Source organism: Dictyobacter halimunensis, from assembly GCF_036245075.1.
Genome location: NZ_BSRI01000003.1, coordinates 33319 through 54283, shown reverse-complemented (window position 1 = coordinate 54283; position 20965 = coordinate 33319). Strand labels below are relative to the sequence as shown.

Here is a 20965-nt window from a genome sequence, read left to right as displayed (position 1 = left end):
GCACATGGGAGCGTGTTCCTCTTAGAGGGAGGACTGCTGGAGGATGGCTTTGTTCAGGGCAAATGTCATCTGTCCCTCAGAGAGACAGGAGAACGTAAACGCGGTGTGTTTAGGGTGGGCAAGATCATCAAACTGCGTGTAAAGCATTTGGATCTCTTTCCAGAGTGAGCGATTCCCACGGATTTTTTCTGGGAAGAACTGAAGCATACGATGCGTTTCCCGCTCTTCTACTACATACACTTTAGCCCCCGTTGCTTTGCGCCAGAGCGAATACCCCAAGGTCGGAAGATGGATCTGCAGGAAAAAGCGGAAATCGGGATCATCAAAGAGCTGGGATTGAAAGGCCGTTGTTTCTACCAGCTCTAAAGGGATGCAGGGAAGCAGGGGGCGTTTGACGCCGTCGCCAGCATGCAGGAACATGAATTCGCCACCATACTCACAGACACGCCCCACCAAGCTATCACCGACCTTCTCGGCTTCCAGCATCACTTTGATCAAGCCCTGCGCCCAGTTGAAGACGATTCTCCCTCCAGGGGCCAGGGCGTTGATCCAGGAGGGTTCGAGCCGTTCATGCGCCCCGGTCACGATCAGCGCGTCAAACAGACCAAGGTTGGCCAGCAGATTACGGCCATCAGCGTGCAGGACCCGGACACCAGAGCCAACAATGCGCTCTATGCGTGTGCGTGCAGCATCGAGGAGCGCCGCGTTGATATCGATCGTAACGACATTGGCAGCACCAACCAGCGATGCGACCAGCGCCGCATTATAGCCGGTGCCGGTCCCGATTTCCAGAACGCGGCTCCCTGGGCGCAGGTGGACTGATTGGAGCATCCTCGCCATCAGCCCCGGATGAGAGGAGCTGCTATCTGGATAGCCCTCCGGATCAATCGAGATGGTGAGTGGCTGGTTGGTGTAGACCTTGTGTAGCCACTCAGCCTGGTCGGAGGACGCCATCCTCCATTCTCGTGCATTGGGGCTAACCCGGTCAAAAAAAACAGGCACAAAGGCATGGCGCGGGACGCGGCGAAAGGCGTTGAGGATATCTGCTTGTTGGACGTCTTCAGCCTGGATGGCTCTGACGAGTTGATCCTGCAACACAGTAACAGTGGCTTGATCCATAGGTTTCTCTTCCTTTCATGCTGACACGGGTGAGAAAAAAAGGAGGAGAAAACACATTTCAATGTTTCTCCTCCCGTGCCGGTTGTGCACTCCCGTGCACTTACTTATTTCTTGTTGTCATCTTCGCCCGGCGATGGTTCTGGACCGAGATCCTCATAATCACCATCGTTACCTCGGGGATCATCGGGTTTTGGGTCGGGTTCCGGTTTGGGATCGTCGCCCCACATGACATGTTCGTTTTCCATGATGAATTCCCTTTCTGCATACTATAACATCTCAGTGTTTGTGTATCATAGTATGCCTATCAATAGAACAAACAGGATTGCCTTACCTACAAACGTAAGTTGTCTTACTTTGCTTGTAATACAATTTTTACATTTCACACTATACCATATCATTGCATAGCATTGCAACAAACAAGCAGTATGATGCATATCATTGCATTTTATGCCGATGACGTTGCGAATAGTGGTAAGATAAGATGAGTACAAAACAGGACGGAGGGCTTTATGGGAGAACAACCAGAGTGGATCACGCTGGGTGACGCTGCCCAGTATTATCATGTGGCGAAAAGTACCATTTCTCGCATTATCAGGAAACACAATATTTCAACGTCAAAAGATATTGTTGACCCACGTATCCTGCTCATTGACCGCCGGGAGCTTTTTGGGATCATGAACCAAAGTGTGAAATATGGACATCGTGAGCCGGGAACCGTGACGCAGAGCCAGCAATCACTAGACCAGGCGGCGCAGATCTCTAGCCATGACAGCTAATTGGCTGTCATGGTGAGCGCCAGGCGCCGGCGTTGTGACCATCGGTCAGGGAGGGCATGAAGATGACCGTCACAGCAGCCGCAACGGAGCAGCGAAGAGCGCAACGTGCCGACTGCTACCTTGAAAAGAAAAAGGAACGCGACCTGTTTTGCTATAATGATCTGTTTATGCAGGAGGCTTCTATGGAGGATACCTATATTTATCTCCAGGGAGAAGGAGAGACTGGGATCTTTATCAAGGAGAGTACCGTGACTTCGGTTCGCTGTGACTTAGCTCAAAGCACGGCGGTCATAACCACAAGTGACTCTGATGAGTGTTACACGGTCGTTGGTTATTTGGCAGTTCACCAGCTTCACGATCATTTTTACCAATATTCAAAGCTCAAGCTCTTTCGTTATGAACAATGAGGAGGGAGACGAATACGCCTATGATGTTTGACGACTTGACCACGACCCAGATAGAGCTGATCGTTCATGTGAAGGCCGCCTGCCAAGCAATCAAGTTCTTGCGCAACGTTGAGCCGTTGGAGTGTCTCCAGGGCAAGGAGCACTACGAGGAGTGGGTCCGCCATATGAGTGCCCTCAATACGACTCGAACGCGGTTAGGCATGGCTGCTGAATATTTGCATAGTGACCTCAATAGCTTCAATGATGCCGTTATTTATGCCGATCGGACAGGCGAGGAGCGGACCATCATTATCGATTATGGGGACGATGACTACGATCCCGATCAGCTAGAATGATTCACTATTGCTGAGGACATTGCCAAGGGACGAGAGCGAAAAGCCCCTGGCAATGTTTGGTAACCCAGCCCTGTCCCTGTTCTACAGGGACACAAGAAACATCGCCCCATCGGATTTGGAGCCCTGTTTCTGTTTCCAGTATACAGATGCGTGACGACAGATCTGGTGTCACAGGCTCAGTTGCAGCACGCGTGTGTGACCCCGGCAGCATGTCACTGCGTGACGATTCTGCGTTACGGAAGATGCCTTGTTGCCGCAATCACCACCCCTGATCCAGATGATCTCCAGCCGTGACGACTAACCGGCGAGCGTTCCACAGATCTTCACACACCCTCATCATCGTCGGGGGCCTAGCTGGTTTTTATGTGGCTCCGGCGCTGCATCTGTACCACCTGCATGACACCAGGACAAAGGGAGTGCCTAGACGATAGTGTCCATCCCCTGGAGAAGTAAGATGGTGTGCAGCTGGCGATTGCAAGGCCTCTGCTTGCTCTGGCTCTCCAGTCGCACCGAGAACCGTACGAACGAATGCGGCTTTTTTGCCTGCCAGCAGACTGTGCAGGGCTCAAACCTCATCCTCCCGCAGAGCGTTCTTACCGGTAAGAAGCCGTGCCTCTGCTTCGGCAGCAGCATGCTCGGCTGCAAGGCTTCCTATGACGATGCTATAGCTGCATTGAGAGCCATAAATATATAGAGCTAAATATAAACGTCTTGCTGGCTATTGACGATACTCCGATCTTTGGTTTATATAGTGATAATACGTTATTGAGAGATATAGATATATTATCTCATTTGGAGGGCAAGGATGCATGTTGACTACTCGATATATATTCAAGAGCAATGAGCTCAAAGATAGGTATAGTAACGGTTCCATTGACCACCAGGCGTATCTCTCCTCACTTGCCACCATCAAAAGGGAAGTGGAAGAAGAAATCGCTGTCTTTGAGAAGCAACAGTTGCAGGAAGCCAACCAAGCACGAGCGCAGCGTCAACAACAGGCCGATGAGCTCCGACTCCAGCTGGAAGCAGAGAAACCAAAACAGGTACAAACCACAACGATCGTGAAAGCAAAGGAGAAGCCTATGCAACCCGTGCAACCACCATCACTGGAAGAGCAATTGTCACAAGCCAGGGAAGACTTTTATCAAAAAGAAGCCCCAACCATCATTGATGGATACAAGCGAGACGCCAAAAAACATCGAGCCCGGCATGATAAGATGCAGCTGGCGGTGATTGCTGGCTCAGCACTGGCGACAAGTACCACCGCCGCCACGATCTTTACAAATACCACCAATATCTCTCTCACCCTCAAAGTGGTTGCGGCCTGCTTTAGCTTATTGGTCAGCATTGCCTCCGGATCGATGGCCTACTTTAAATACAAGGAACGGAGCAATGATACGCAAAAAGCGGCTGATACGATCGAAGATGACCGTAGTGCCTTAAAACTAGGAATAGGACCCTATAAAGATACACCACATAAGGATGCATTAATCACATTTGCAGGAAATACCCATAAAACCATTGCAGAGCATAAGAAAAAACAGCAACTTCTCGATCAGCCACCGGAAGCAAAATCCAACCAGGGTGGTCAATAACAGCCTCATGGACCATGTATGGCACACACGCTTTTCCTGGGAACAGCGGAACGGATCGTAACGGTACAGTGACCAGGAAATGGGAGAGCAGGCGGTTTTAGGTCCTCCGCTTGCTCTGACCCTCCAGCAGCACCGTCAACCGTACAATCTCAGCCTCTTTGTCTGCCAGCAGACTCCGCAGAGTGTGAGCCTCATCCTCCAGCATGGTATTCCTGGCGCGCAGGAAACGCGCCTCCGCCTCAGCAGTATCACACCGGGCAGCTAAGAGCCTGGCGCTCTGCAGCAAACCCGTCCGTTCAAAGCGCCAGTGATCTCGACCGACGGAGAGGTCCGGGGTAAGAGGAAGGCGTCCGCACACACGTTCGATCAGATGCCTGCTCTCCAGATCCTGCTTCTTGTGCTTTCTATGGGCACGCTGACGACACCGATTGGAACAGTATTCCCGTTCCCGATGACCGCCTTTCGCCCTGGGTGGTAGCCTCTTCCCACACTCCACACACGCATACATACGCTCACCTTGCCCCTGATATCCATCAATCGTAACGGTCACGATTGCAGTAGGGTGCGACCAGGTTTTTTGCGCGAGGGAGAGCCTCATCCTATGGTTGTGGATAAGGACACGACCAACATATTCTCTTGACTGCAGATGGACGGGCAATGTCACGGCTATCCTCAGTACAGCTTGCTTGTTTCTTGACTATCTTCTATCATGAACATATCGTTCTAGGCGTGAGAGTATGAATGCGTCTTCATTTTCGGGGATGAGGGGCAGGAAAGAGATATCTACCTACTATGTCACATACAAAGCAGACCCGACGCATCACGCATGCGTCTCGTGGTACGCTCCTCCACATTCTTGAGGCGCTTCCCGGGGCCGTATTGGTCATCGATGATGATGCGACGATTGTGTATGCCAATGCGCATGCACAGGCTATGACCGGAGCCACACCGGGGGAGGTCGTTGGGACGTCCTTGTGGCGCTGTGCACCCCAGTTGGTGAGTCCCCAACTCTATCAGGCGGTCCAGCAGGCCTCACAGACCAGCAACCCAATCAACGTCGCGTATGTGTCTCCCGCCACCAAGAACAGGTTGCACGTCTCTCTTTCGCCGACCGATGAAGGCCTCGTGCTCTTTTTCCATGGCGATCCGGAACCACTGCCCCACCAGGAGGCCTGGAACCGGGACGAACGGATGTATCGGGATCTGCTGGAAAGCTGCGCTGATGCTGTCACGCTTGTGACCCCCGATGGGGTGATCCTCGACATCAATCAGCCTACCCTGGCAGGTGTACACCGGCGGCGGGAGGAGGTGATCGGCACTCCACTCACCGAGCTGCCTGTGTGGTCCCATGACCCTATGGTCCAACAGCAATTGCGTGCCGCCATGGCGCAAGCCAGCCAGGGAGAAACCGTGCGCTTTGAGGTCAGCATCCATCCACGAACTGGCCTGTCTCTGAACATGGTGATGACGATTATCCCCCATTGTGACGCTCGCCAGCAGGTCGAGTATCTCATCTGTGCAAGCCAGGATATCAGCGAATGCAAGCACGCCGAAAACGAACTGCGGACGCTGGTCGATGCCATTCCCCAACTCGTCTGGGTCAAGCGCCCCGATGGCTTTTCTGAATATCATAACCAGCGCTGGTGTGACTATACCGGTATGACCCCCGAACAGGCCCAGGGAGACGGATGGATGCAGGCCCTGCATCCCGATGACCGACAAGGGGTCCTGGATGCGTGGCAAGTGTCTCTCCACACAGGCACCCCCTATGAAAGGGAACTGCGCCTTCGGAATGGGCGCACCGGCGCCTATCGCTGGTTTCTGGCCAGAGCAGAGCCATGCAACAATGCCCAGGGCCAGATTGTGAAGTGGTTTGGCTCCAATACCGATATCGACGAGCAGAAACGGTTAGAGCGCGCCTTGCGCCAGAGTCAGGAGCGGGCAAACGTCCTGATGGATTCCAGCATTATCGGGATCGATATCAGCAAAGGCGAGCAGATTGTGGACGCCAACGACACGTTTTTGCGCATGACGGGCTATACCCGTGAAGACTTGCGTGCAGGGCGCATCAACTGGATGCAGATGACCCCTCCAGACTATAGAGAGCGGACGCTGCAGGCGCAACAGGAATTTGACACGCAGCAGTTGGTGATGCCCTATGAGAAAGAGTTGCTGGGCAAAGATGGCAGTCGCCTTCCGGTAATTGTCGGACGTGTCGCACTACCGTCCAATCCGGCGCAGGGAATCGCCTTTGTGCTGGATAATTCGGCTCGCAAAGAACTGGAGCGACGCAAGGATGATCTTATCAATATGGCCAGTCATGAACTCATGACTCCGCTTACTGCTGTGAAGCTGCAGGCCCAGATTGTGAGAAGGCACTTGGTCAAGCAAGGGCTGCACGAAGCAGCTGAGGATCTTTTAGGGTTGGAAGAGCCTGTGGCGCAACTCGAACATCTAGTCGGAGAGTTGCTGGATATCTCTAAGATCCAGACAGACGGACTGGAGTATCGGCAGGAGATGGTGGATCTCGACGCGTTGCTGCGGGAGATCACAGACACCATGCAATACCTCAATCCGAGCTACACCCTCGTGGTGCGTGGAGCAGCACAGACCACGCTGATCGGGGATCGAAAGCGGTTAAGGCAGATCTTCACCAACCTGATCAGCAATGCCATCAAGTATTCTCCCGATGCCAAGACGGTCGAAATTGACCTCAGTACCTCCTCTGAGACGGTCACGATCAGCGTACGCGATTATGGCCTGGGCATCCCGCGAGAGCTGCACGACAAGATTTTCGAGCGTTTCTACCGGGCCGCAGGTCCCAGGCAGCTCGCGGTTCCTGGATTGGGCATGGGGTTGTCCATTGTGGCGGAGATCGTCAAGCGTCATGGAGGAACCATTATGGTGGACAGCACCGTCGGGGAAGGATCGACTTTTACGGTCACCTTTCCTCGTACCAGGGATGTCTGAGCGCGGAACGTGCGTCACTCACGGTATCTGAACCGAAGATGGCAATGGAAACGGTGGAGGCATGGACGGCACTGCCATCACCGACGAGATTCTTGCGCACATCATCGCTTGGATATGATCTGCCTGAATCCGGCGGTTTTGCAGCGCATCACAGAGGCCTACCCGCTCTTGGGCCCCATTTTTATCTGGTTATGCCGATGACACGCATATCAACGCTGGCGCGGCAAGACCTCGACATCCGCTCAGGTAGTCTTACCAGACCTCTATCTCCAACGGTAGGACGAAGAAAACGCTCTGTGCTGATCTTGCCTACAGGCCCTTCATCAGCAACAGGCGAAGAAGCCTTGGAAACACCGGAGACCGATCTTGCTCTCGTGCTCTGAATGGGCTTGGCGCAAAAAAGCTTGCCGCACCCATTGCAGTATAGCGTTTTTGTTGAGAAGGAGGCAAGCTCAAGGAGTGACGAGCAAGAAGCATCAAACATGCGTGCTCTTTATATCCGTATCGTGTACAATAGCGAGAGCAATACATGGATTAGGTAATGTCTGATTTCAAACGGCAGCGGGAATGTGATAGGAAAGAAGACAACAAAATGATGCTTGCAGACCCATCAGATCCAGTATGGTTGACTTTAACGATGAATCTTGTGCCTCCAGTCATCAGTGGTTTACTCAGCGGCTTATCAGGAATACTTGTAGGTCTCGCTATTCAAAAACGTACAAACAAAGACCAAGAGAAGCGCGATACCTTGGCCTATCAGAGAGATACGGCAAATCGCAACGCCACATATCTTTATGACGCCTATAGAGCTATACGCCAGCTGGTGGGGGGCTACGAACATGCAATTGATGCGATTGCACCATTGTCAGCTGAGGATGGAGAATCCAACAACGTCAAGAGAACTGCAAATGAAAACATTCAAAGTAAGCTACAAGATGCAGAGGCGGAGATAAGCGCCTATGCACTAATCAACAAGGAACAGGAAATACACACCGCGCTAATGTCGTTTGAACCAATTATCTTCGTTTTTCTGACTCATAAATTTCTCGTTCGCTTGCTAGAAAGGAGCCAGTGGAGCCAGCTAAAGCTGTAGAGCAGTGAAATGGTCCTGACTCGTAACTTTTCCAAGCAGCATTTGACCTTTTTTCTCGAAGCGATCCGTAGCCGGACAAAGGGAAAACGCATGGTTTCTGACGCATAACTGTTCATGCTGTCCAATGAAGCCCCTTCAGAAGCAGCTTCAAAGGTATCATTTCCGACCCATATATTTTCGCACCGATGCGAAAAAAGCCGTTTGGAGCGATCCGAACATCCAGAAAACTATCGACTTGTTGTCTGGAAAAGAATTGCGTCAGAAAGCATCAAAAGTGTGCTTCTCTTGCCTCTTAACTACTCAGGTACACGAAATTTTATGGCTCAAAATGCGAAGAGAATTGATTCAAACGACAGCTAACCGCCGTTCATCTTGCATACCAAGCGTGGCTGAGTGATATTACGATGTTCCGCCGGCTTCAGGGGGCAAATTCTATCGTCGACCCACTATCCATTATGCCTTACGAAACAGTCGTAAAAGCTCGAGAAAACTTTGACAGAAAGAGAGATGCTCTTCTCACAATTGCAAAGGCATGGGAAAGTCTCATTTGACAAAACAGAACAATCGTTATCTTTGCGCTCCGGAGATCCAGCGAAAGTGGCGATAACTATTGCTCGCTCACCGTGTATCGCTCCAGTGCGCTAACCCTTTTTGACATCTAGCGTTTCTTGCCCAGAAACACTTCCTGGAAACTGGAAACCACAGCCCATACAAACCAATAGAAGCCAGTAATGCCAATGATCGCCGCGAACACAATGATTGCCACCAATTGATACAGTCCGTGCCCAAAGGCATAAAAGGGAACCAACACCAGAAACGTCGCAACGATGTAGGGAAGCAACTTCCTGGCATAAGATGGAGCTATAATTGTCATGAAACGCCAGACCATCTGACTTCCAAGTACCACACAAAGAAGAATGGTTCCCCACATTTTCCAGGGGAGAGGAAAATATAAGAAGATACCGGCGATTACCACCAAGCCAAGCTCTATCATCAGTAGAACACCAGAAGCAGTGAGTTTACGCTTCGCTGGTCTGCTGCTGGTTTCGATAACGCTCTGATTGTTATCCATGTGAAGCATGACCTCTGTTTTCTCCCAGTGTACCTCAAATGCGCGCGCTATTCCATAGTACAAATAAGAAGAATAAGAAGCAACGCAATCATGAGTTCCGCTCGTCTGTTTTGGAGTAGAAAGGAAAGGCAATCGTTCCCATGCGACGCACCAGATATCCGAATGGCCACAGGAACGATTGCCTAGATTGTCGGCTAGTTTAGGTTCTTCGATTTACTCATCGCAAAAATGAAAGATGGACACAAACAATCACATACATCATGATGATGTAATAGAGGAAGATAGTCTCTGCTCATGATTTTTCCATTCTACGGATCTCCTTTAGTAGGAGAACGCAAAAGAAACCGCCATACATCAGTTGATAGCAGTTCCTTGCTTACTTGTCACGTTGATAATCTTCCGCGCCGAGCAGTTGAGCCACTTCGTCATACAGCGAGACAATCTTCTCGATAAGCTCGGCCGCCTCTTGATCTCCCATCAGGCTGGTCGTCGCCTGCACGGTTCCTTCATTCCCCTTGGCTGGTTGCGATGTCAACGCGTGCGTAATTTCCTGGAATGATGTTCGTAGCTCGTCCTTTGGAAAATCGGCATCTCGAAGGGTGTGAAACGAGAGATATGCTCCCATCAGACGATCCTGAAGTGATGCCTCGCTTCTCGCCATGCCCAACACCGCAACAAAAAGTTTTTCCCACGTATAGCTTAATGACATATCTTTTTCTCCATATGCTCAATCACCTAAAAACTGATAACTTTTGAATGGACGTTTTCTTCTACTGTTCTTCATAGATACATTCATTGCCGTACATACATAACGTCTGACTGCATAGGAATTAACATCACCATAGGTAAGCTAATTCGGCGCAACAAAAGGCCAGGAAATAGACATTTCCTGGCGTTTTTGCTATACTCAACCTCAGAGATCGTGCTCACAACCAGCGCGATCCGGGGCGCTAAGGCCTCAAAATAACGCAAGGAAATACCAGGTCCGACCGAACGGATCTACGCTTTCCCACGAAAAGGACCAGATCATGCCCAACATCACATCCCTGGCCGCTACCCAACAGGATCTTATCTTGTCACTGTCAGAGGCACGCGATCGCTGGCGCGTTGCCAGCGAACACCTCGATTATGCCGCCGGCACGCGGCATAAATACCTGCAGGCCACCGACCATTTCCTCGCCTGGGTGAGCAGCACCTGGCCAGAGGTCACCACGGTAGCCCACATCACCCCAATATCCCTGGTCAGCTATCGTCATGCTCTCCAGCATGAGCAACGGCTCTCCAGCAGCACCATCAATCTCCGCCTCAATGCGCTGCGGACCTGGTGCGCCTGGTTAGAGGTCGAAGGCTATCTAACCACCAATCCTGCTGCCCACCTGCATCTGGTGGAACAGCAACAGGTATCCAAACGCGAGGGCCTGACACCAACCCAAATGGACGCACTCCTGCATCTAGCCCAGGGCTCTCGTCATCCGGAACGCAACTACGCTATTGTGCAACTGCTCCTGCAGACGGGTCTGCGCGTCGATGAATGCTCACAACTCTCCTGCGACGATATCATCTTTGGCGAACGTAGCGGCACCGTGACCGTGCGCGCTGGCAAGGGCAATAAGGCACGCACGATCCCACTCAATGCGACAGCCCGGACTGCCCTTGCCGGCTACATGGCGCTGCGGCTCCACAGTGCGCCCACCATCAAAGCGGCTGCGGCTGTCTGGAATCAGGAGCACGGTCTACTCTGGCACTCGCAAAAAAAAGGACGGTTGTCCACGGCCGCCATCGAACGCATGATTGGAGAACTAGTCCGTCAGGCAGGTACCCGTGTCCCACAGGCCACGAGCGCACATACCCTCCGCCATACCTTCGCCCGCAACTACCTCTCCCAGTATCCAGGTGATATTGTGGGTCTGGCTGCATTGCTCGGCCATAGCTCCCTGGATACGACCAGGCTCTATAGCGAACCCACGGTATCAGAGTTGGCGGCGCGCGTCGAGCACATGCACAGCAACGCGTATATGTAAGAAGATAGAGAGCAATCGTGACGGGCAGCCCAGCTGGCCAAGCGTCAACGATTGCTCTGTACGTCCATAAGCAAACAGCTTGCAAAAGAAGAGCAGGAGCTGATCGATACTGTGACTCAAGGCTTCTCTCTGTGTGAAGAGGATCGGTGCTGTTCCCACTCGTCTATAGGAATATAGCGTTTCCCCAAGCGAGCTCGATCCGAGGGTCTCTGTAGGATTTGTTCTGGTACAGCTCCCTGGGAAAGTGGTTTGTGCCAGTAGAAACGAACCCACAAGATAATCAGGACAATGAATACGGCCGCAAGGGGCAGATAGAGGAAAAATGCGAAGAGGCAAAGACTAATAAAACCAAACACATCAATTGAATGAAAAAAAAGAAATAGCTGTATAGAGAGAGCTAAGCGCATCAATAAGGAGCATCCCGCGAATCACCCCTACCTCTAGCAAACTTATACGGAATCGCCAAAAGTGTCCAGGTTGTTGAAGTTTTTGCCCTATAGCAGATTGAGTATAGGCCACACGTAATCGAGGGAGCAGGAAGTTCACACCTACCACAACCACACAGAAAAGCGGCATACCAATGATACTCCAACGAAGTATGAACCACACCTGATCTAAAGGCAGAAATTGCTTCTCACCCACGAGATAAAGCAATTCAAGCCATAGTAATGGCAATAGTATGAGAAACAGAAGGTAAAGGATAAAAGAAATAATTTCGATACATGCTCGATACAATCTCGTCCTTCGTATTTTGTTATAGGTAAAAGTCGAAAGTGGAACAATTAATGCAATAATGGCACAAATTGATTGAATGGCTGGATCGCTCAGAATCACATGAGCTTGTTGCCAGATTGAGTTAAGTGGTGCCCACATCACAGTACGCTCCTAAAACTACACTTCAAAGGAGTAAACGCAGAAATATCTCGAAAATCATATGCAATAGGTCAAATCAATGAATTCCTCGTTCACATACAATCTCAGGCAGAGAGGCGCCTCAGTTTTTGTCCACAACAATTCCGATTTCTGCACAAATCATCCACATAAGACAGAGACAATCTGTGGATAACCTCCTCGTCAAGAACCAGTTGCTCTTGTACACTTTGGATAGGAACACGACCATCCTCTGACCTGTTAGCATGATCAACCACAGGAGAATGCACCATGTCTTCCACCTTGGGACTCACCCCGCGCAGCGCACTCCGACACCGTCCAATCAATAACACAGTGACCGATATTCCACCCTGGGTGCGTGCCTCGCAAGCGCTTCGTCAACATAGACCTCGCCGCCAGTTTCCGGGCCAAGCAGTGCTGCTCCACTTTCAGGAACGGTTCCCATCGGCCTCGCTCGCGACCCTGGTGAGCCTGGGTATGGTGATCATGCTCATGCTCATTCTCATCGGGCAGGGGGTCGCCAGTTGGGCCAGCATGGTGGTTACCGATTGGCAGTATGGGCGGCCGCGTACGTATCAGGTGGACGCCTTTGTTGGACATGAAGTGAACGGCCAGCCCAGCCATTTTGTCGCGCATATCTAGACCGCTGACCCACTCACACCGCTTCACACCTTGTTGCCTACGTCGCACATATACTCACAAAGAATGAGGAATTCTTTGCGTTCTGCGGTGTAACTGCTAGCTTCAGTGTCATTCGCATGCAAGTGTCTAATGAGAAAGCAGAGATCTCATGTGGACCTCTGCTTCCAAGTTGAGATACACCTACTTCTTGCTCAGCAGTGTCAGTAATCCGTTTGCTAGCGATCCACGCCAGCAGAGGTATTCGTGGCCACCATTGAACTCAGCATAAGAGGCTTCATACCCCTTTGCTTGCAAGACATCACGCAGATGTCGATTGGTAACGACTTGATCGACTGTGGTGGCTCTTTCCAACAGTCCCACCTCGATGTAGAAGCGCAAAGGAAGCTTTTTCTGGCCCACAAACTGTTTTGTCAGCCACTCTGCCTCGCTGTCATCATCAAGCATCCAATTCCACCAGAAGGCACCCGATTGCGAGAGGACATTCCCAAAAGTTTCTGAGGCCGAGTATCCCACGAAAGCAGCAGCCAATCCTCCTGCACTGAGCCCTCCGATGATCGTCTGTGCAGGATCAGTGGTCACATGATACTGCTCGTGTATCCAAGGCAACAGTTCTTGCCTTAAGGCGTCAACAAGTAAGGGGGAACATCGGAGTTCTCGGTTCCGTGTTTCTTGGTCCAAACTATCAAGCAACACGGCAACAAGCGGAGGAAGCCTGTGCTCATGCAAGAGATTATCTAAAATGGTTGGAGTTGGAATCGCTCGCAGGTAGGCGAAACCATCGAAGAGCAAGAGCAGCCCATAGGGTTCATTGCTTCCCGTATATCCCGGTGGGGTATAGACCCAGACGCGCCGTGTGTTGTTGAGAAGAGCACTGTGAAAATGATGCATCTCGACGTTCCCTTGAGCAACATCGGTGCGTGGGCTGATCCAAGGCTGAGCAGGAGCATGAGGAAGTTCAAGAATCGAGACAACCGATTCTGGGACCTCGGGGGTATCCTCGTCTTGAGGAAACACGTACCGATGTGGATTGAGTGGATCAACTTGAAACGTTGCCGTACGTGCTTTCCAATCCTCAACTTCATCAAGAGGAACCAGGGAATCATTGAGTGAGAGTTGGTAGGTGGTACGCATATCTGACCGGACCTGGTAGGTTTTGTACCACACGTTGGTTTCCGGCAGACGGACCATCTGGTTCTTGGCAAAATCTCCCCATCGTGTCGGACCTCTAATGATCACCACATTGTGTGTCTCTCCTGGATCTTTCCAGAGGAAGGTTACAAGCCTGTGCACTTCATCACCAGGGACGACTTCGATGAGAGGGGTCCCCTGCTCACCAATGTCTTGCCAGAAGAGATCGAGAGCCTGAGCCTGTCCTGTTTGCAGATCTCGTTGCAACTGAACAAGACGTGGACTCGTGAGGCTAGTCTTCGTTGTCATGCACGATCCTTTCTTCTCTAGAAGGGTAACAGAGTTCTCACCTATCTGCAAAAGCAGCATAGCATGAAAATCACTGTATGTCTAGCACTAACCCCAAATGATTGCTAACAGTCTTTTCACGTGACCGCTAATTACTGTTCCAACCCTCTTGCATTGAGGATAAGCCACCATCAGGTGACAACAATTGAAATGTTCCACTTGCAGGAACTTTTTTCGGCTTTCTGGTTTCGGGGTCACTGAGTCTGCCACAGCTAACATATTCTGTCAAGGGGTCCGTCCCTTGACAGATGTTATCTGACTTAAATACTGGCGGATTTCTGCGAGATAAAATGGCGCTGAATCCCTGTCAACCAGCTTCAAATCAGGAGAGGTAGTGAAAGCGTACTGCCGCATATCTTGGCGGCCCCTTTCTCTGAATACGAGCCTTCGGTTTCAAGGTAATGGGTCAAAGAGGGCTGCATCAGATATGCGACAATTGCAAGAAATGTGGCAATTACTCTCTCCACTCAGGAGATAGGCTAGCTCTGCTTTCGCCCCACGTAGAGCAAATGATTCGCCATCCCTAAGATACTTGGGTCACTAGCGGTACGAATAATAATATCAAGCATCGCTTGATACGCCGCTGGATTGCCTTGCGCTAACCTGGTAAGTTCCTCTTGAAGGTCTGGTACAATTCCCTGTGCTGCCAATAAGGTCTCCATTACCAAACCATATCGTGAGAAAAATGGCTCTATTTCTTCTGGCCGCACTCCATATCCACCAGTGAAAGCGCCTGGTTGATCATTGAGAAATATACCCTGTTCGAGGACGTGGTATATGAAGGAGGGATCTATCAAACGGTGCTGCTCATTCTTCAGCGCGAGTGTTCGACGCAGAAAAGCATAACGAGGCATGAGAGCGACAAATGCGCGTCCTCCAGGACGGAGGACACGGACGATTTCGCAAGCGGCACTCTCTCGATCCACAGCATCAGGAAGATGGTAAAATGGCCCTAACGCTACTACTGCATCAAAGGATGCATCCTTCCAGCGCGAGAGATCGCGAGCATCGGCCACCACCATTTCTTCTACATGCGAGGCCACATGAGAAGCTGAGACTTTCTCCTGAGCAATTTTGATGAGTTCTGGAGACAGATCTGCCAACACCACCTGATAGCCGCGTTCTGCAAACCAAAGTGTGTATCGTCCTGGCCCTCCTCCAATGTCAAGTATCCGTGCTGATTTTGGCAGATAGGAACTCAATGTTTGGCAGGTGAGGTAGAGTTCTACTCTTCCTTCATCTGTACGCTCTAAGCGTTGCCATTCTCTCATGCCAAAGGTGTCATAATAGGCGCGAACCTTTTCGATCATAGATAGTTTCTCCTTGTTGTTCATAGACATCCATGGACAATGATTACGCCTTGAATCGGAAATTTTCTATGTAACTCTACACTTGATCGGCCGCCAATCCGTGTGCATACGACAGGCGCACCGTTTGGCATATAGAGAAGTATACTCAATTATTGCTGATGTTGCTGAACATGCGAGCATCTGCCGCATTTCTTAGCATTTCTGCCAAATATATTGACTGGAGAGCAAGAAATACAACGAATGAGTGTTTTTCAAAGGCTGAAGACAAAAGAGTGAAACACTTCGCCAGGTTATGTGGCACTGCTTGCTTAGTTGAAGCTAGCAAAATCGTCGCCAAGTAACTTGGCAATCGTCATTTTTTATCTGGCAAATGACAACAGAATATGTTAGCTGTGGCAACTGGTTCGTGACCCGAAACCAGAAAGCCGAAAAAATGTGGGGAGGGGAATGGGTCGTGCTGTTACCGGATCTGCTCCACCGGCACATCGTCTCGGCTGATGGCGGCCAAGGGTAGGCCCTGGTAGTTCGAGGTAGAACTTTCTGCATGATGCACTTCGATCCGCACTGCGTCAAACTTGAGCGTGAGCACGCAGCGCCCGGTGTGCAGAGCCCCAACGAGATCCCAGTAGGAGGTAATGCGGGTCACAATCTGCTCAGTAGCATCGCGTACGATCACGACGAGGCCGCTGGGTGTGGGCTCACTGTCGTTCATTGTTGGAGCTTTCCTCCTTGCTGATACAGGAGTCCATTGGCGACCTCTACTTGTCGTTTCAGGTCTCGATTCTCCTTTTCTAGCTTCTGGATGCGTTGCCGTAAAGCGACGATCATCGCATCTTTTGAGGCTGCAGAGGCTTGTTCTCTCGGAGGAATCTTGATCCGAGCTTTCGGAGTCTGTTGTGCTCGTAGATGGATGATCCGCTCTTTGATGGCCTCGTGCTCATAGAGCCAGGCCGTTGAGATGCCTGCCGTTTCTGCGACAGTTTTGAAATTAATGGGACGTTGCTCTTTGAGAAGTAGGGCGATGGCGGCTTCGGCACGTTGTTCAGTTGCGGCTGCTTTCTTTTGAGCATTGGCTCGCAGGCCCTCGATATTGCGTTGCCACTGTTTGATGTTCCGTGTCACGTCTGATCCTCCTGCTCCAAGAAAGAGATCAGTAAATGGAGGCTAGCAACGAGCTGCTCACATTTCTCGCGCATACGCACATAGCCAAGCGCATTAAGTAGCGGGATCTGTGCTTCTTCTTCGTGCAATCGGAGCCTCAGCCTCGGCAACGCACGTGTATTGATGCTGGCTCCACAGAGGTCCAACAGTTCTTCTGTTACTTCCATCGACTCCAGGCCAAGATACTGCTCCATGAGCTGGTCGAATGATGGATGATGTGTAGCTTGTGTCATGCAGATCCCTCCAAGGCAACAATACGTGCTTTGATCTCTGTAATGGCACGTTCTAGATGTCTAGAAGCCAGCACCAGTCCAGCTACTCGAGCCTCTTCTAGTCCACTTTCGGCTTCCGTTAGATCGGAGCAAAGTTGTGCAAGCACATCATCCAGACAGAGCGACCCATCCATCTCGGGGATTTCGAGACTCTTGATCCGCACCTCTAGTATGGGAATGATGTGATCTTGTTGTTGAACAACAAATTGGTTTCCTCTTTCAATAGCTCGCTGTTTCAGGCGCATTGCTCGTTCGTGAAAGGATTTGAGCGCAGGTACATCATCCGTCGAGGTCAACCACATAGGACACGTCAGGCATTTGTTGGCATGGGAACAGTCTCCTAATACGATCATTCTTCCACACCCGCCAACAGGCAACGTTTGACCTCGCACGCCCTTGCGCGTCATCTGTACCTCCGGTGTATTCGCCTGCGCATCTCCTTTTACAACATTTCCCTGGTAATCCACCGTTTTGTGGTTTTGAGCAGCGCGTTCAAGCTCCATGCGCATTTTGCTATCTCGGATACGTGCATACACCTGTGTCATGGAGAGCGAGCGATGTCCAAGCAATCGACTGATCACTTCCAAAGGCACATCCTCGTTCAGGAGCCTCATCCCAACCGTGTGTCGGAAAGGGTGCGCAGTAAAATGGTACAGCTTTCCATTACGATCTTTGATTTCGTGCTCGATCGCCCACTGATTCAGTTTTCGGCGAAACGTCATTTGTTTATATGGCTTCAGTGGCGAGTGCGACGATGGGAAAAGGTAGGGGCACGTCGTCCCCCACCGATCACGAACCTCCTGTTGTTGAGCCTGAATCGCTCCAATCACTTCTTCTTCGACCAATGGCACAACATGTTCTTGGTGCCCTTTGCTTTGATAGAAACGAAGATACCATTCATGCCGATCATCGCAAATTAAACAATCGGTGGAAAGTAAACATAGTTCGCTAATGCGCATACCGACTGCGAGTAAGATCATGACCATTCGCAATATAGCTGTAGGCAGAGAAGGCAAATGTAATCGTAGTTGGAACAAAACTTCTTCAGGAATCTCACGAGATACCTTTTCAATCGGTCTAGGGAAATCTTCATTGAAGATAATTTGTTCTTTGCACATTCCCTCACAGTTAAGGTAATGCGCACTTGTTTCAAGAAAAACACGTAGACTCCCTAACAAGAGTATTTGTCGGTCGGTCGATCCTTTTTGATACCATGAACTTCCCATGTAGGCAACAATGAGGGGACGGCAAATATCTTGTAGGCAGCAATCAGGAGCAAATTGTGCTAAAAAGCTTGAAAATGTATGGATGCTCCAGAGCTTTGTCACACAATCGGTAGTACTGTGGGTCGTAATATGATACTTCATAAATTCTTTCGCCACAGATCGTAGCCAGAGTTGGTGGATGTGTGTAAAATTTAAACGCGAATTGGAAACTGTGAATGCTATCATGAGAGTGAGCCACTCGCTGATCCAAAAGTGAGCCACAGGCCGGGAAAATCCGCTATACTTGAAAGAAATTTCAAGAAAGCGGAGGAAAGACAAGGTGTATCCCGTGGCACTTCGAGATGAGATTCGGACCTGGGTCTTGGTCCAGGGAAAAAGTCAACGCGCAGCAGCCCAACATTTCGGGCTTTCGCGCAATACGGTCGCCAAACTGCTCCTGGAAGAACCAGCTCCCCTTGAGCGCCAGTATCAGCGCCACGCTGAGCCAAAGACGCCCGTGCGAGATGTCGCTCTTCCGCAGATTGAGAAATGGCTCAAAGAAAATGAGTGGCTCTCGCGCTGGGCTCCCAAACAGTGCTGGACCGCCCATCGCATGTGGGTGGAGTTGCGCAAGATGGGCATCGAGATCGGCGAATCCACCGTGCGCATGTATGTGCAGGAAAAACAGCACACCCAGAAACCAGCCTTTGTGCCCCTCGATTTTGCTCCCGGCGAGCGAGCAGAATTTGACTTTGGCGAGGCGGCTGTTCAGATCAAAGGCCAGTTGGTCAAGGTCCCCTTCCTGGCCGGACGCCTGCGTTTTTGTGGGGCCATGTTCGTCGAGTGCTTCCCCACCCAACGACAAGATGCTTTCCTGCTCGGTCAGCGCCACGCTTTTGAGTTTTGGGGGGGAATCCCACGCATGGTGGTCTACGATAACCTCAAGCCTGCCGTGTTGCAGATCCTGCAAGGTCACAGTCGGCGGGAGCATGAGCTTTTCGCCCACTTCCACAGTGTCTATCGCTTTGAGGCCCTCTTTGCCAATCCCCATGCTGGTTGGGAGAAGGGCTCGGTGGAGAATCTGGTTGGGTACGCCCGACGCAACTACTTTGTGCCGCTACCAGAGGGTGCGGATTTACTGGCACTCAATGAGGTCCTCAGAGAACAGTGCCGTACCGATCAGCAGCGGATCATGGCCGGTCGGAGTGAGCCGATCAGTCGGCGCTTAGCGTTAGAGCAGCAGCACTTGGGACCACTGCCTGCCCATGCCCCGGATCTGGGGCCGATAGCGGAGGTGCTGGTGCATTCGACGGGTCGGGTTCGCTTCCAGGCCAACGATTACTCTGCCCCGATCCAGTATGCGTATCGCCGCTTGACGCTCAAGGCTGATCCTTTCCGGGTGCGCCTCTATGCTGGGGAGACCCTGGTAGCCGATCATCCCCGTAGTTATGAAAAGCGCCAGGTCATCGAGGATTGGCGCCATTATGTGCCGCTGCTCTTACAGAAGTCGTTTGCTGTTCCCTGGGCTTCTGCCTTGCGCCACGGGGATTTGCCTGCCAGTTTTGAAGCAGCTCGCCTCGAACTGGTGGCTCGCCGCCCCGATGGCAATCGCGAGTTTGTGCGTCTGCTGGAGTTGTGTCTGACCCATTCGGTTCCGACCGTTGAGCAGGTGCTGATGCAGGTCAGAGAGCAAGTCGATTGGAACGCGGATACGGTGCGCCACCGCCTCGCCTGGCAAACCCAGCAAGAACCGGCCGTTCTGCCACTTGATCCCGCTCGCTACCCGACCTATCAAAGCGAAACCCCGGCGCCCAACCTGGTGGCCTACAATCAGTTGCTGGAGGTGCGCGCATGAGCACAACCGAACTCTCCCAGGTGATGGTCAAGAGTTACCTCAAACAATTGCGACTGACACGCATGGCCACCGACTATGAGGCGTTAGCGCGAGAAGCCGAACAACGCGGTCTGGGATACCTGGGCTACTTACAAGCGCTGCTGGAAGGGGAACTGGCTCATCGGCAGGAACAGCAGTTGCGCCAACGGCTCAAAGCCGCAGCTTTTCCCTATCAGAAACGCCTGGAGGATTTTGATTTTTCCCTCATTCCCTCTGTCCCCAAGGTTCGCCTTCTGGAGTTGGCACAAGGGGCTTTTCTGGCCGGACACGATAACGTGCTCTTTATCGGCCCCAGCGGCATTGGGAAGACCCATTTATTGATGGGGTTAGGGCGGGCTCTGTGTTTGCAGGGATATCGGGTGCTGTTTCGATCAGCGGTGACGCTAGCCACCGAATTGGAGATGGCCCACAAGGAATTGCGGCTCCCGCGACTGCTTGCCAGTTATCGTCGGTTCGATCTGATCCTGGTCGATGAGTTGGGCTATCTGCCGTTTGCCAAACAGACTTCTGAACTGCTCTTTCAATTTTTCAGTGATCGCTATGAACGCGCCAGCGTGGCGCTGACCTCGAACCTGGCCTTTGCTCAGTGGACACAGGTCTTCGGCAATGAACAAATGACGGCAGCTCTCTTAGATCGGCTGGTCCATCGCAGCCACATTCTTTTGATGGAGGGTGAGAGTTTTCGCTTTCGCCACAGTTTGCAGAAGCAGGACGAAGCGTCCTGAT

22 protein-coding genes are annotated in these 20965 nt (G+C 51.4%); 10 read left to right on the top strand and 12 right to left on the bottom strand.

Features of this window, described 5'->3' with window-relative positions:
* Positions 1-21: 21 nt before the first annotated feature.
* Together AABA21_RS39025 and AABA21_RS39020 are read right to left on the bottom strand one after the other, a co-directional pair.
* On the bottom strand, positions 22-1119 hold the full coding sequence (locus AABA21_RS39025; RefSeq protein WP_338258610.1) for a methyltransferase domain-containing protein: 1098 nt from the start codon (positions 1117-1119) through the stop codon (positions 22-24).
* 104 nt (positions 1120-1223) lie between these two features.
* Positions 1224-1364 (bottom strand): hypothetical protein, encoded by a 141-nt coding sequence (locus AABA21_RS39020; protein ID WP_338258608.1) that lies wholly within the window; start codon positions 1362-1364, stop codon positions 1224-1226.
* 264 nt (positions 1365-1628) lie between these two features.
* Here AABA21_RS39020 and AABA21_RS39015 point away from each other — a divergent pair, with 264 nt between their 5' ends.
* The 4 genes from AABA21_RS39015 to AABA21_RS39000 all read left to right on the top strand — a co-directional run bounded on the left by AABA21_RS39015 (position 1629) and on the right by AABA21_RS39000 (position 4232).
* Positions 1629-1895: a hypothetical protein gene (locus AABA21_RS39015; protein WP_338258606.1), complete on the top strand. Its 267-nt coding sequence runs from the start codon at positions 1629-1631 to the stop codon at positions 1893-1895.
* A 62-nt stretch (positions 1896-1957) separates the two neighbouring features.
* Entirely contained in the window at positions 1958-2302 is a 345-nt protein-coding gene (locus tag AABA21_RS39010) for a hypothetical protein (RefSeq protein WP_338258604.1), read from the top strand.
* Positions 2303-2322: 20 nt separating this feature from the next.
* On the top strand, positions 2323-2637 hold the full coding sequence (locus AABA21_RS39005; RefSeq protein ID WP_338258602.1) for a hypothetical protein: 315 nt from the start codon (positions 2323-2325) through the stop codon (positions 2635-2637).
* Between the two features lie 809 nt (positions 2638-3446).
* Positions 3447-4232, top strand: coding sequence for a DUF4231 domain-containing protein (locus AABA21_RS39000; RefSeq protein ID WP_338258600.1), 786 nt, complete (start codon positions 3447-3449; stop codon positions 4230-4232).
* 97 nt (positions 4233-4329) lie between these two features.
* On the opposite strand, the gene AABA21_RS38995 is transcribed toward AABA21_RS39000, so the two are convergent.
* Entirely contained in the window at positions 4330-4740 is a 411-nt protein-coding gene (locus AABA21_RS38995; RefSeq protein WP_338258599.1) for a hypothetical protein, read from the bottom strand.
* A 284-nt stretch (positions 4741-5024) separates the two neighbouring features.
* On the opposite strand from AABA21_RS38995, the gene AABA21_RS38990 reads away from it, so the two are divergent.
* Positions 5025-7202, top strand: coding sequence for a PAS domain S-box protein (locus AABA21_RS38990; RefSeq protein ID WP_338258597.1), 2178 nt, complete (start codon positions 5025-5027; stop codon positions 7200-7202).
* 541 nt (positions 7203-7743) lie between these two features.
* Complete coding sequence (locus AABA21_RS38985) at positions 7744-8295, top strand: hypothetical protein (protein WP_338258596.1); 552 nt, start codon at positions 7744-7746, stop codon at positions 8293-8295.
* Positions 8296-8953: 658 nt separating this feature from the next.
* Here AABA21_RS38985 and AABA21_RS38980 read toward each other — a convergent pair.
* Both AABA21_RS38980 and AABA21_RS38975 read right to left on the bottom strand, forming a co-directional pair.
* Positions 8954-9367, bottom strand: a complete 414-nt coding sequence (locus AABA21_RS38980; protein ID WP_338258595.1) for a hypothetical protein — start codon at positions 9365-9367, stop codon at positions 8954-8956.
* A gap of 376 nt (positions 9368-9743) precedes the next feature.
* The gene (locus tag AABA21_RS38975; RefSeq protein WP_338258594.1) at positions 9744-10076 is read right to left on the bottom strand and encodes a hypothetical protein; all 333 of its coding nucleotides are present in this window, start codon (positions 10074-10076) and stop codon (positions 9744-9746) included.
* Between the two features lie 319 nt (positions 10077-10395).
* On the opposite strand from AABA21_RS38975, the gene AABA21_RS38970 reads away from it, so the two are divergent.
* On the top strand, positions 10396-11388 hold the full coding sequence (locus AABA21_RS38970; RefSeq protein ID WP_338258593.1) for a tyrosine-type recombinase/integrase: 993 nt from the start codon (positions 10396-10398) through the stop codon (positions 11386-11388).
* A 357-nt stretch (positions 11389-11745) separates the two neighbouring features.
* Here AABA21_RS38970 and AABA21_RS38965 read toward each other — a convergent pair whose 3' ends face one another.
* Positions 11746-12264 (bottom strand): hypothetical protein, encoded by a 519-nt coding sequence (locus tag AABA21_RS38965; protein ID WP_338258592.1) that lies wholly within the window; start codon positions 12262-12264, stop codon positions 11746-11748.
* A gap of 285 nt (positions 12265-12549) precedes the next feature.
* On the opposite strand from AABA21_RS38965, the gene AABA21_RS38960 reads away from it, so the two are divergent.
* A complete protein-coding gene (locus AABA21_RS38960) occupies positions 12550-12921 on the top strand; it encodes a hypothetical protein (protein WP_338258590.1) in 372 nt (123 codons plus the stop codon).
* Between the two features lie 180 nt (positions 12922-13101).
* On the opposite strand, the gene fes is transcribed toward AABA21_RS38960, so the two are convergent.
* From fes to AABA21_RS38930, 6 genes are all read right to left on the bottom strand, one after another.
* Positions 13102-14358 (bottom strand): enterochelin esterase, encoded by a 1257-nt coding sequence (gene fes / locus AABA21_RS38955; RefSeq protein ID WP_338258588.1) that lies wholly within the window; start codon positions 14356-14358, stop codon positions 13102-13104.
* A gap of 518 nt (positions 14359-14876) precedes the next feature.
* Entirely contained in the window at positions 14877-15707 is an 831-nt protein-coding gene (locus AABA21_RS38950; protein ID WP_338258586.1) for a class I SAM-dependent methyltransferase, read from the bottom strand.
* Positions 15708-16167: 460 nt separating this feature from the next.
* Positions 16168-16419: a hypothetical protein gene (locus AABA21_RS38945; protein WP_338258584.1), complete on the bottom strand. Its 252-nt coding sequence runs from the start codon at positions 16417-16419 to the stop codon at positions 16168-16170.
* Positions 16416-16829: a DUF6262 family protein gene (locus tag AABA21_RS38940; protein ID WP_338258583.1), complete on the bottom strand. Its 414-nt coding sequence runs from the start codon at positions 16827-16829 to the stop codon at positions 16416-16418. The genes AABA21_RS38945 and AABA21_RS38940 overlap by 4 nt, the downstream gene beginning before the upstream one ends.
* A complete protein-coding gene (locus AABA21_RS38935) occupies positions 16826-17101 on the bottom strand; it encodes a hypothetical protein (protein WP_338258582.1) in 276 nt (91 codons plus the stop codon). The genes AABA21_RS38940 and AABA21_RS38935 overlap by 4 nt, the downstream gene beginning before the upstream one ends.
* A complete protein-coding gene (locus AABA21_RS38930; protein WP_338258580.1) occupies positions 17098-18507 on the bottom strand; it encodes a tyrosine-type recombinase/integrase in 1410 nt (469 codons plus the stop codon). Before AABA21_RS38930 ends, AABA21_RS38935 begins: the two co-directional genes overlap by 4 nt.
* A gap of 187 nt (positions 18508-18694) precedes the next feature.
* Between AABA21_RS38930 and istA the strand changes: the two genes are divergently transcribed.
* Both istA and istB read left to right on the top strand, forming a co-directional pair.
* Positions 18695-20200: an IS21 family transposase gene (gene istA / locus AABA21_RS38925; protein ID WP_338258579.1), complete on the top strand. Its 1506-nt coding sequence runs from the start codon at positions 18695-18697 to the stop codon at positions 20198-20200.
* Positions 20197-20964 carry an IS21-like element helper ATPase IstB gene (istB, locus tag AABA21_RS38920; protein WP_338258578.1) on the top strand — a complete coding sequence of 256 codons (768 nt, stop codon included), beginning with the start codon at positions 20197-20199 and terminating at the stop codon, positions 20962-20964. The genes istA and istB overlap by 4 nt, the downstream gene beginning before the upstream one ends.
* Position 20965: the final 1 nt, after the last annotated feature.